The 12275-nt window shown below is 61.1% G+C and carries 9 protein-coding genes and 1 pseudogene; 5 read left to right on the forward strand and 5 right to left on the reverse strand.

Features of this window, described 5'->3' with window-relative positions:
- Nucleotides 1-15 precede the first annotated feature (15 nt).
- Entirely contained in the window at nt 16-3498 is a 3483-nt protein-coding gene (gene mfd / locus GNZ13_RS26985) for a transcription-repair coupling factor (protein ID WP_172170272.1), read from the reverse strand.
- Nucleotides 3499-3619: 121 nt separating this feature from the next.
- Here mfd and ispD point away from each other — a divergent pair, with 121 nt between their 5' ends.
- Complete coding sequence (gene ispD, locus GNZ13_RS26990; protein WP_172170274.1) at nt 3620-4336, forward strand: 2-C-methyl-D-erythritol 4-phosphate cytidylyltransferase; 717 nt, start codon at nt 3620-3622, stop codon at nt 4334-4336.
- A 38-nt stretch (nt 4337-4374) separates the two neighbouring features.
- The gene (gene ispF, locus GNZ13_RS26995) at nt 4375-4854 is read left to right on the forward strand and encodes a 2-C-methyl-D-erythritol 2,4-cyclodiphosphate synthase (protein WP_172170276.1); all 480 of its coding nucleotides are present in this window, start codon (nt 4375-4377) and stop codon (nt 4852-4854) included.
- A gap of 927 nt (nt 4855-5781) precedes the next feature.
- On the opposite strand, the pseudogene GNZ13_RS27000 reads toward ispF, so the two are convergent.
- The 4 genes and pseudogenes from GNZ13_RS27000 to ompR all read right to left on the reverse strand — a co-directional run.
- Nucleotides 5782-5868 (reverse strand): annotated as a pseudogene (locus tag GNZ13_RS27000) (carboxymuconolactone decarboxylase family protein); the annotation flags it as partial.
- Between the two features lie 83 nt (nt 5869-5951).
- Nucleotides 5952-6500 (reverse strand): peroxiredoxin, encoded by a 549-nt coding sequence (locus GNZ13_RS27005; RefSeq protein ID WP_172170278.1) that lies wholly within the window; start codon nt 6498-6500, stop codon nt 5952-5954.
- Nucleotides 6501-6686: 186 nt separating this feature from the next.
- Entirely contained in the window at nt 6687-8036 is a 1350-nt protein-coding gene (locus tag GNZ13_RS27010; RefSeq protein WP_054039512.1) for an ATP-binding protein, read from the reverse strand.
- Between the two features lie 44 nt (nt 8037-8080).
- The gene (gene ompR, locus GNZ13_RS27015) at nt 8081-8815 is read right to left on the reverse strand and encodes an osmolarity response regulator transcription factor OmpR (RefSeq protein WP_006048917.1); all 735 of its coding nucleotides are present in this window, start codon (nt 8813-8815) and stop codon (nt 8081-8083) included.
- A gap of 229 nt (nt 8816-9044) precedes the next feature.
- Between ompR and GNZ13_RS52710 the strand changes: the two genes are divergently transcribed.
- The 3 genes from GNZ13_RS52710 to GNZ13_RS27025 all read left to right on the forward strand — a co-directional run.
- Nucleotides 9045-9383: a hypothetical protein gene (locus GNZ13_RS52710; RefSeq protein ID WP_236002202.1), complete on the forward strand. Its 339-nt coding sequence runs from the start codon at nt 9045-9047 to the stop codon at nt 9381-9383.
- A 173-nt stretch (nt 9384-9556) separates the two neighbouring features.
- Nucleotides 9557-11188: a DUF1800 domain-containing protein gene (locus tag GNZ13_RS27020; protein ID WP_407945666.1), complete on the forward strand. Its 1632-nt coding sequence runs from the start codon at nt 9557-9559 to the stop codon at nt 11186-11188.
- 144 nt (nt 11189-11332) lie between these two features.
- Nucleotides 11333-12275: DUF1501 domain-containing protein (locus tag GNZ13_RS27025; protein WP_172170282.1), on the forward strand; the 943-nt coding region annotated here is incomplete at its 3' end.

The following is a 12275-nucleotide window of genomic DNA, read 5'->3' on the forward strand; positions in this document are numbered from 1 at the left end:
ACCGCAGCATGAGCGTTAGCGCGCAGCAACCGTGGCCGCAGTGCCGCGACTGGGCGTTCCGAGTGCGCGCAAGGTTTCTTTCACCGTCGCCACACGCACGGCCAGATCCGGGCTGCGCGTTTCAATACGCAGCTTGTCCTGGCCCGCGAGCTTGATGTGCTTGTGTTTCTGCACCATCTCGATGATCCGCATCGCGTCGACGGGCGGGTTGGGGATGAACTGCAAGCCGATCACGGTTTCGCCCGCGTCGATTTTCGAAATGCCCAAAGGCTTGGCCGCCAACCGCAGACGATGCGTCTCGACGAGCGCATGCGCTTGCGGCGGCAACTTGCCGAAGCGGTCGATCAACTCTTCCTGAATGCCGTCGATCGAATCGTTGTGTTCGCAATTAGCGAGGCGCTTGTAGAGCGACAGACGTTCCTGCACGTCGCCGCAATAGTCCGCGGGCAGAATCGCGGGCGCGTGCAGATTGATCTCGGTGGTCGCGGCAAGCGGTGCGGTGAGGTCCGGCTCCTTGCCTTCCTTGAGCGCCTTCACGGCGTCGTTCAGCATGTCGGTATAGAGCTGGAAACCGATCTCCTGAATCTCGCCCGATTGCTTGTCGCCAAGCACTTCACCCGTGCCGCGAATCTCGAGGTCGTGCATCGCGAGATAGAAGCCCGAACCGAGTTCCTCCATCTGCTGGATCGCTTCGAGACGGCGCTGCGCCTGCTTGGTCAGCCCTTGCGGGTCATGCACCAACAGATACGAGTACGCCTGGTGATGCGAACGGCCCACGCGGCCACGCAACTGGTGCAACTGCGCGAGGCCGAACTTGTCGGAGCGGTGAATCAGAATCGTATTGGCACTCGGCACGTCGATGCCGGTTTCGATAATCGTCGTGCACAGCAGAACGTTCGCGCGTTGGGCAACGAAATCACGCATCACGCGTTCGAGTTCGCGCTCATGCATTTGTCCATGCGCGACGGCGATGCGCGCTTCGGGCACGAGCGCTTCAAGCATCTGCCGGCGATTCTCGATCGTCTCGACTTCGTTGTGCAGGAAGTACACCTGGCCGCCACGTTTCAACTCGCGCAACATCGCTTCGCGAATCACGCTGTCTTCTTCGCGACGCACGAAGGTTTTGATCGCGAGGCGTTTTTGCGGCGCGGTGGCGATCACGGAGAAATCGCGCAGGCCCTCGAGCGCCATGCCCAGCGTACGTGGGATCGGCGTGGCGGTGAGCGTGAGCACATCGACTTCAGCGCGCAACGCCTTCAACGCCTCTTTCTGGCGCACGCCGAAACGATGCTCCTCGTCGATGATCACGAGCCCCAGCCGTTTGAACTGCACGTCCGAGGACAGCAGCTTGTGCGTGCCGATCACGATATCGACCGTGCCTTCGTTGATCTGCTGGATCGCCGCGTTGACTTCCTTGGTCGACTTGAAGCGCGACAGTTCAGCGATGCGCACCGGCCAATCAGAGAATCGATCAGTAAAGGTTTGCGTGTGCTGTTCGGCGAGCAGCGTGGTGGGCGAGAGCAGTGCGACCTGCTTGCCACCCATCACCGCAATGAATGCCGCGCGCAATGCCACTTCGGTCTTGCCGAAGCCGACGTCGCCACATACGAGGCGATCCATCGGTTTGCCGCTCGTCATGTCGCCGATTACGGCCGCAATCGCCGCGGCCTGGTCCGGTGTTTCTTCGAAGCCGAAGCTCTCGGCGAACTTCACATAATCTTTGGGTTCAAGCGCGAACGCATGGCCTTCGCGCAGGGCACGACGGGCGTACAGGTTCAGCAGTTCTGCTGCGGTGTCGCGGATCTGCTGCGCGGCTTTGCGTTTGGCCTTTTCCCACTGGCCTGATCCGAGCGAATGCAATGGCGCGCTTTCCGGATCCGCGCCGCTGTAGCGCGAGATCACGTGCAACTGCGCGACCGGCACGTAGAGCTTGCTGTCGCTCGCGTATTCGAGGTGCAGAAACTCGGTCTCACCTTCGCCGAGATCCATCGTGACGAGGCCCATATAGCGGCCGATGCCGTGCTGCGAATGCACGACCGGATCGCCGATCTTCAACTCGGACAGATCGCGCACCATCGAATCGACGTTGCTCGCCTGTTCCTGACGGCGGCGTCCTGCGCGGCGCGCGAGCGGGCCGTAAAGCTCCGTCTCGGTGATGATTGCGATGCCGTCGACGGGCACCGCAAAGCCATTGGCCAACGGTGCGACGCCAAGCGAGAAACGCGTGTCGCTCGTGAGCCAGCTTTGGAACGTGTCGCTCGATGCCGGCTTCAGATGATTGTCGGCCAGCAACTGCAATAGCGTTTCGCGCCGGCCGGCCGATTCAGTGGCAAAGAGCACGCGGTTCGGCGTGGTGTCCAGATAGGCGCGTAACGCCGCGACCGGATCCTCAGCGTGACGGTCGATCGCAAGATTCGGCAGCGGGGTTGACCAGCCGCCCCCCGCATTGGCAGGCAAGACGAGTCGCGCGAACGGCTTGGCGAACGTAAAGAAATCTTCGTCCGACAGGAACAGACGCTGCGGCTCCAGAATCGGCCGGTCGCGATCGTGCGACAGGAAGTTGTACCGCTGTTTGGTGTCGTTGGTGAAGCGCTTGATCGCCGCGTCCAGATCGCCGACGAATGCCAGTTGCGCGCCTTCGGGCAGATAGTGGAAGAGCGTCGCCGTCTCGTCGAAAAAGAGCGGCAGATAGTATTCGATGCCCGCGGAGGGCACGCTGTTGCCGATATCCTTATAAATCGACGCACGGCTCGGATCGCCCTCGAAGGTTTCGCGCCAGCGGCTGCGGAAGGCGGTGCGGGCGGCCTCGTCGAAAGGGAATTCGCGGCCGGGCAGCAGGCGCACGTCCTTCACCGGATAGAGACTGCGCTGCGTGTCCGGATCGAATGCGCGGATCGAGTCGACCTGGTCGTCGAACAGGTCGATCCGGTACGGTAGCGGCGAGCCCATCGGAAAGAGGTCGAGCAGCGAGCCGCGCACGCAGTATTCGCCGGGACGCACTACCTGGCTCACATGCTCGTAGCCGGCCAGCGTCAATTGCGCTTTGAGCTTGGCCTCGTCGAGGCGCTCACCTTGCGAGAAGGAAAACGTGTAACCCGCCATGAACGAGGCGGGCGGCATCCGGTACAAAGCGGTGGTGGCCGGCACCAGCAGGATGTCGCAGCGGCCTTCGCCGAGATCGTGCAGCGTGGCGAGGCGCTCGGAGACCAGGTCCTGGTGGGGTGAAAAGGTGTCGTAAGGCAGCGTTTCCCAGTCGGGCAGCAAACGCACGCGTGCCTCGGGCGCGAAAAAGCCGATTTCCAGCGACAGCCGCTGCGCGTCGACGGCGTTTTCGCAGACGACCGCCAATAGCGGCACCTTCTCGCGATAGGCCAGATGGTAGCGGGCGATCAGCAGCGCGTCGGACGAGCCGTGCGTGCCGTCGAAGGCAAAACGCTGGCCGGCCTTGACGAGCGCGACGGGCGGGGAGTACTGCGATGTTGCGGCGATGTCTGGCATAGAAGAGAAAAGGCGGCCTCAGGCTCACACGTGATCGGCAAGTTTACGCGTGTCGGGGCGTAGATGCGAAGGACGTATTATAAAATCCGTCCTTTACTTTGACTTCGCGGCATCCGCACTCGTGACTTCCCGTCTATTTGCCCTGATTCCGTGCGCAGGCACCGGCAGCCGTTCCGGCGCCGCGATGCCCAAACAATATCGCACTGTCGCCGGTCGCGACATGTTGCATTACTCGCTGGCGGCTTTCGACGCCTGCAGTGAGTTTGCGCAAACCCTTGTCGTGATTGCCCCCGACGACCAGCACTTCGACGCCCGCCGCTTCAGCGGCTTGCGTTTCGCCGTGCGCCGCTCTGGCGGGGCCTCGCGCCAGGCGTCGGTGCTGAACGGGTTGCACGCGCTGGCCGAGTTCGGCGCGCATGATGACGACTGGGTGCTGGTGCACGACGCCGCGCGGCCTGGCATTACACCTGGCTTGATCCGCACGCTGATTGCCGCACTGAAGGGTGACGCGGTGGGCGGCATCATGGCCTTGCCGGTGGCGGATACCTTGAAGCGGATCGACTCGGGTTCGTCCGACGGGCGGATTGCCCGCACCGAAGCGCGCGATGGTCTGTGGCAAGCGCAGACGCCGCAGATGTTCCGCATCGGCATGTTGCGCGAGGCGATTTTGCGCGCGCAGGCGGACGGTCACGATCTGACCGACGAAGCGAGCGCGATCGAGTGGCTGGGGCACGCGCCCAAGTTGGTGCAGGGGAGTTTGCGGAACTTCAAGGTCACTTATCCGGAAGACTTCGATCTGGCCGAGGCGATTCTGAGCCGGCCGTCGCCGGCTTCCTGACTGGATGAATCAAATTTAAATTAACGGACTTAATGCATATGGATTTCAGAATTGGGCAGGGTTATGACGTGCATGCGCTGGTGCCGGGGCGTCCGTTGATTATTGGCGGCGTGACGATTCCCTATGAGCGCGGGCTGCTCGGGCATTCGGATGCGGATGTGTTGTTGCATGCGATTACCGATGCTATTTTCGGCGCGGCCGCGATGGGTGATATTGGGCGGCATTTCTCCGATACCGATGCGAGATTCGCTGGCGCGGATAGCCGGGTTTTATTGCGGGAGTGTTTTGCTCGCGTGACGGCGGCGGGGTTTTCTATCGCTAATGTGGATAGCAGCGTGGTGGCTCAGGCGCCCAAGCTGGCGCCGCATATCGAGGGGATGCGGGCTAATATCGCTGCGGATCTTAACCTGCCGGTTGAGCGGGTTAATGTTAAGGCTAAGACTAATGAGAAGTTGGGTTATCTCGGGCGTGGCGAGGGGATTGAAGCGCAGGCTGTGGTTTTGTTGATCAAGGGGTGATGTTAGGTTTTTGCCGTTGCGGCGCTTGTTCTTTGTTTGCCTACGGCGGTGGTTTTTCCTTGATCTGGTTTTTTGCGCGGTGCTTGCGGTCTGTATGCCTGCGGCGTTGGCCTTTCCTTGTTTTCTTATTGGATTATTAGCGTCGCCCCTGTGCGGGGCAGGCACTTACTTTCTTTGCCGCCGCAAAGAAAGTAAGCAAAGAAAGCGGCTCCAACCGCTAATTCTTAAGCGGGTCCCCTGGCTTGGAGGGGGTAGTGGCGCATCTGGAATCTGTGCCCTCGCACATTCGGCGTGAGTGACAAGGCCGTCATACTTCCGGCGGCGCTGCGCGCGCCGAAGCATACTTCATAAAACCATCCGCCGCGTTTGGCGCCTGTATTTTACCCGGTGCCGTGGTTCGTCATTGCACCGCCACCGCGACTTCAACACGCCGGAATATCGCTCGGAGCGTGGGTTTGCCCATGAGTGCAGACGCCATTCGCCGAGGCGAAGCCGATAGCCCCCACTGCACCAGAACGGAGCCCTTGGTTTGCCACGCATACCCATCCGCGACGCACGTAGTGCGGAGTGGGAGCTGATGACTTCTTTGTCACTATCGCTGAATGTGCGAGGGCACGGATTCCAGATGCACCACTACCTCCTCCAAGCCAGGGGACCCGCTTAAGAATTAGCGGTTGGAGCCGCTTTCTTTGCTTACTTTCTTTGCGGCGGCAAAGAAAGTAAGTGCCTGCCCCGCACAGGGGCGAACGCTAATAAACCAATAAGAAAACAAGGAAAGGCCAACACCGTAAGCGCACAGAAAAAAGCGCCGAGCCGGCAAACAAATCAAGAAAAGCCCAAGAAGCCAGAACGAGCAAAACCACAACATTCACAAAAGCCACAAGCGCGCAGCGAAAAAACCTTAACTGCGCTGCGCGCCAAAACCCCCTATTTACCTTCAGCAGCAATACACTGCGCAGCAGCGCTCACCACCGCCGCAATGCGGCCAACATCCCGCAATTGCGTAGAACTCATCCATTCCATTGGTATCTTCTATCAAGTTGTCGATAAAAAAGCCCGCTGCTTTTTCAAGCCTAGCGGGCTTCTGACAGCGCGGCTTACAGCGTTGCGCCGCCGACCGCGCGGTTGCAAGGACACGGTTCGTCCGTTTGCAGAGCGTCGAGAATACGCAGCACTTCTTCCGGATTACGTCCGACGTTCAGGTTGTTCACCGAAACGTGTTGAATCGTATTGTCCGGATCGACGATGAACGTTGCGCGCAGTGCCACGCCGGCTTCCTTGTCGCGCACGCCGAGCTGGTCGATCAACTCGCCCTTCACGTCACCGAACGAATAGTGGTTCAGCTTGCTCAGGTCCTTGTGCTCACGGCGCCATGCCAATTTGACGAACTCGTTGTCCACGCTGCCGCCGAGCAACACCGCGTCGCGCTCCTCGAAATCCTTGACCAGCTTGCCGAACTCGACGATTTCCGTCGGGCACACGAACATGAAATCCTTCGGGTAGAAATAGATGATCTTCCACTTGCCCGGAAACGACTGCTCCGTGATCTCTTCGAACGCCGACACGCCGTTTTCTTCGTGGGTATTGAAGCCCGGCTTGGCGGCAGTGACGGTGAACGCTTCGACTTTATCGCCAACGGTTTTCATGCGAGTGCTCCCTCGTGTGATGGGAAAATAGCATGTTGAGGCTATCAGTTCGTCGTAACGAGCACGTTACACGTTTTTGACTATGGCTCTATGAAGTTATCCGTTCAATAGTTTCCATCTAACACGTAGGGTAGTTATTATTCAACGCGGCCGACGGTCGCACGGGTAGCGCAATACCCCTTCCGGTCAAGCGCCTTTTGCCAACGGAAACTCGATCGTCACCTCGAGGCCCGGGCCTGGCGTGCGATTGCGCAGGCGCAGCGCGCCGCGATAACGGCCTACCAGTCGCTGCACAATGGCCATGCCAAGGCCCGTGCCGTTCGCCTGAGTGCGCGCTGAATTCACACGATAGAACGGGCGTGTGACAAGAGCCAGTTGGTCCTCAGGAATGCCGGGCCCTTCGTCGACCACGGACAACTCGACCCGTGAGTGTGACACCCGCGTTTCCAGAATCACATGCGGTATGCCGTCGCCGTCGCTCAAGCCGTACTTGCGCGCGTTTTCCAGCAGATTACCGACCACTCGACGCATATCGGTTTCATCCGCCTCGATCACCGCCGATGGCGCGAGGCGCGTGATCAGACGCATGCTGTCCTCGCTCTGCATTCGCGCGGCCAATTCGCCTGCGATCACCGACAGATCGACAGGTTCCGGCACCCGCTGCACCGGACGAGCGTAATCAAGGAACCGGCCGATGATCATATCCATCTGCTCGATGTCGTCGACCATCGCATCTTTGGTGGCCTGGTCGGATGGGCTCATTTCGGTTTCGAGCCGCAGCCGCGCGAGCGGGGTGCGCAGATCGTGCGAGATACCCGCAAGCATGAGCGCGCGGTCGGCCTCGAGCTGTTCGAGGTCCTGCACCATCTGGTTGAAACTGCGATTGGTCTCGGCGGCCACGCCCATGCCGCGCTCGGGCAGCGGCTCCGGTGACTGGCCGGAGCCGACCTTGCGCGCGGCCATGGCGAGACGGGCGAACGGGCGGTTCACGAGACTGGTGATGAACGCCGCGCCGAACAGTGACAGCGCCAGCGCGAACACGCCCCAGCCGGCCCACTGCAAGCCCGTCGCGTTGTCCAATTGATCGCGGTCGAGCGCCACCCAGTAATCGTCGTCGTCGATCTTGAAGCTGATCCAGACGCCGGGGATGTCGTTGACGCTCTGCGCAATGACCGTGTCGTCGCCAAGGCGGCCGCGAATGTCGTGTTCGATCAGCCGGTTCAGCGACTCGTCGGGCTGGAGTTTGTACTTGTCGGTGGTTTCGCGCGGGTACACGCGCACCCCTTCATTGCTCTCCAGATCCTGCAGCAGTGCGCGCCGCAGGTCGGGATCGGAATAGAGGAGTGCGGTGCGCGTGAGCTTGACGATGGCAACCAGTTGCAACGCCACGCGCTGTGCGCGCGGCTCGCGTTCGATCACCCGAAAGCTCTGGAACCACGCGGCGAGACTGACTGCGATCAACAGCGCGATCAACAGAAAGGTCCGCCAGAAAAGGCCACCGAACGCGAGCGTCAGGAGGCGCCGGTCGATCCGCATGGGCCCTTCTTATCTGAAATCAAAAACGGGAGGTGAGAACAAACTCAGGCTGCACCGTCAGGAATGAACACGTAGCCGAGACCCCAGACGGTTTGAATGAAACGCGGGCTGCCCGGATCAGGTTCGATCAGCTTGCGCAGACGCGAAATCTGCACGTCGAGACTACGGTCGAAGACTTCATATTCACGGCCGCGCGCCAGTTCCATCAGCTTTTCACGCGACAGCGGCTGACGCGGGTGACGCGCAAACACCTTCAGCACCGAAAACTCACCCGTGGTCAGCGGAATTTCCTGGCCGGCCTTGGTGAGCGTGCGGGTGGCGAGATTCAGCGCGAATTCGCCGAACTCGAACACTTCGGTGGTTTCGGACGGTGCGCCCGGCAACTCCGACGGCGACTGGCGGCGCAGCACCGCGTGAATCCGTGCTACCAGCTCGCGCGGGTTGAACGGCTTGGGCAGATAGTCGTCGGCGCCCATTTCGAGCCCGACGATACGATCGACGTCTTCACCCTTGGCCGTCAGCATGATGATTGGCGTGCGGTCGTTGCTGCCGCGCAAGCGGCGGCAGATCGACAAGCCGTCCTCGCCGGGCAGCATCAGATCGAGCACCAGCAAGTCGAAGCGCTCACGCACCCAGAGCTTGTTCATGGACGGCGCGTTCTCGGCAACGTAGACATTGAAGCCCTGTTCACCGAGGTAGCGGCGCAGCAGATCGCGCAGGCGCGGATCGTCGTCGACGACGAGGATTTTCGAAGGGTTTTTGGTTTCCATGGTCGGCATCTTAGCGCGATTAGAAAGAGACGCGCGGTTGCATCATTTATCGGGTTACAGTCAGTTACAAAATTTACCCGCACTGTGGCACGACGTAAAGCATGGGCAGGTAGACTTCTTTACTGAATGCGGCTGTTCGGTGGATACTTCACTCGACTAAAACTCTCGCACCCGGCTCGCTACCGGGGTTTGTATACGCATTTGAGGTAGCCGGTTGCTGCGCCACGAAGGGAACAACATGAAGGGAGGGGTTTGGCCGAATGTGCGCCTAAGCGTCATTGCACTGGCGGTAGCCGGGACGCTTGCAGGCACACTGGGACCAACTCTCGCCCACGCCCAGCCTTCGGCCGACAGAGCTGTGAGCGAACGCGTGCCCAAGTCGGTTAATTCCAGGGCGAATCACCGCAACCCCACCAACGATCACAACTTCGACCGCCCTGCGTCAGACGCGATGTTGCGCACCGCAGTTCCCCCCGATCTTGATCAGCGTCGTCGTGATGGCCATATGACGCCCGACGAACGGCGTCTGTTACGGCAGCACATCGAAGACGCTGTCCGCGAACTCTACAAACGCTAGCCAATTCCGTGCCCGCTCTGGGTACGCCGGTCGCGCTTTCTCCGCGCGTGAAAGATTTCGTTGCACTTCCCCCGTCAACTTTCCCGTTCAATCTGCCGTTGAGCCGCCAGAGCACAGCGCGTTTTGCATGCGCGAATGCCTTTTCGTGACGCCCCGCAACCGGATGGTCGATGATGAAAATGCTGACAGGCGGTAATCGTGGGCGATGGCTTGCAGCCACTGCCGCTGCGCTCGCGGCAGTAACGTGGTGCGCGCCGGCATCGGCGGTGCAGCAAGGCGCCTCTCATGCTCCCCACAACAAGCATCGCGCGCCGGCTGCCGCGTCTGTCGTTTCCGTAGCCGACCAGGACATCCTCGACGCCGACGACGCGCGCTTCTTCCTGACGCGTGTCGGCTTTGCTCCCGATAGTGGCGAGGTCGCGCAATACGTTGGACTTACGCGCGAGCAGGCCGTCGACAAGGTGCTGGCGACAGCCCGAACCGAAGCCGTCACACCGCTGCCGGACTGGGTGCTCGAGCCGATCCCGACACGCGAAATCCGCAAGACGTGGACGGATGATCAACGTCGCGACGAGCAGCGATTGCGAGGTCAGCGTTACGAAATATTACGTGCATGGTGGGTGCGCGAGATGTTGAGCACGCCGTCGCCGCTGACCGAGCGCATGACGCTCTTCTGGCATAACCACTTCACGTCAGGGCAGGACAAAGTCCAGTATCCGCAGCAAATGGCGCAGCAGAACATGCTGTTGCGCCGTGACGCGCTCGGCAACTTCGGCGAGCTGTTGCACGACGTCGCGAAAGATCCGGCGATGCTGCAATACCTGGACGGCGCGAGCAATCGTAAGGGCAAGCCCAATGAAAACTTCGCGCGTGAAGTGATGGAGCTATTCACGCTCGGCGAAGGACACTACATGCAGCGCGACGTATCGGAAGCCGCGCGTGCCTACACAGGATGGAGCCTCGATCCCGACACGCAGACGTACGTGTGGCGCGCCAACCAGCATGACGACGGCGACAAGACCGTGCTCGGTCAAACCGGTCCGTTCGACGGCGATCAGGTGCTCGACATCCTGCTTGCTCGACCGGAAACCGCGACCTTCGTCACGACCAAGCTGTGGCGCGAGTTTGTCTCCGACACACCGGACCCCGCCCGCATCGCACCGATCGCCGCGCAGTTCCGCGCGAGTCACTACGATATCAAGGTCGCGCTGCGCGGCCTCTTCATGAGCGACGCGTTCTGGGACGACGACGATCGCGGTGTCCTTGTGAAATCGCCGGCGGAGTTCGTGGTCGGGACACTGCGTGCGTTCGATATCGGCTACGACAACACGGCACCGTTTGCCGCGCAGATCCGCACGCTCGGCGAGAACCTGTTCTACCCGCCGAACGTCAAGGGATGGCCGGGCGGCACAATATGGATCAATAGTTCGACGCTGCTTGCGCGCAAGCAATTCGTCGAGCAACTGTTTCGCGCGACTGAAACCGCCGGTCCGCGGCGTACGAACAATCCGATGAGTGCAATGATTGCGGCGAGCGGCGCACCAGGCAATATGCAGGCGAATCCGCCGATGCCGCGCGCGATGGCGCGAGTCGGCCCGGCCGGCCAGGGTGGCGTACGCTTTGACATCGACACGTGGCTTGCGCATCACAACACCGCGCCGACGGCGAAGCCGGGGCTGTCGATGGAGCTTCAGCTGCAGCATGCCGTCTTGCCGCTCACGCCGGTTGACGCGATCGAGACCGATTCGACCGCCAGTGCTTATCTGGAGGCGTTGCTGATGGACCCGGCTTATCAGTTGAAGTGAGCAACTGGGTGATCAGTTGAGGTGAGCGGCTGCGACGGGCGACGGAATCGAGCAGCTCAACCGTTTAACTCAGATCGGCAGCGCAAATGAACGGTCCGTCGACAGCGGCAAGACAGGCGCCATGACAATCGAACGAGGTGCAGGATGAAACGACGCAGCTTTCTCTCGATGGGCGCAGCCGCCGGTGCGGCGCTCTGGTTGCCACGCGCGTTCGGTGCGCAGGCGGCCGCTCCCGGCGGCGCAATGAATCGCGGTTACGGCAACCTGCTGATCCTCGTCGAGTTGAAGGGCGGTAACGACGGTTTGAATACCGTGATTCCGTTTGCTGATCCCACTTACTATCAGCTACGTAAAAACATCGGTATCAAACGCGAGCAGGCGATTCAGCTCGACGAGCGCACCGCGCTGCATCCGTCGTTGCAGCCGCTGATGCCGCTTTGGCACAGCCAGCAACTGGCGATCGTGCAGGGCGTCAGCTACGCGCAACCGAACCTGTCGCATTTCCGCTCGATCGAGATCTGGGACACCGCGTCGCGTTCGGATCAATACTTGCGCGAGGGCTGGCTCACACGTGCATTCGCGCAGGCTCCGGTGCCCGCTGGTTTTGCCGCCGACGGCGTGGTGATCGGCAGCGCCGAAATGGGACCGCTCGCCAACGGCGCGCGCGCGATCGCGCTGGTCAATCCGGCGCAGTTCGTCAAGGCTTCGCGCCTAGTCACACCGGTGTCGCTGCACGAGCGTAATCCGGAATTGGCGCACATTCTCGACGTCGAGAACGACATCGTGAAAGCCGCCGATCGTCTGCGTCCCACACAAGGTCAGGTGCAATTGAAGACGGTGTTTCCCGGTGGCGCATTCGGCGGTTCGATCAAGACCGCGATGCAGGTGCTTGCGGCCGGGGACACGCCGCAGGGGCAGCCGAAGAGCGGGCAGGGCGTCGCGGTGATCCGTTTGACGCTGAACGGTTTCGATACGCATCAGAACCAGCCTGGTCAGCAGGCGGCGCTGCTCAAGCAACTGGCCGAGGGGTTTGCGTCGATGAAGTCGGCGCTGGTGGAGCTCGGCCGCTGGGATCAGACGCTGGTGA

This window comes from Paraburkholderia elongata, from assembly GCF_013177735.1.
GTDB classification, from domain to species: domain Bacteria; phylum Pseudomonadota; class Gammaproteobacteria; order Burkholderiales; family Burkholderiaceae; genus Paraburkholderia; species Paraburkholderia elongata.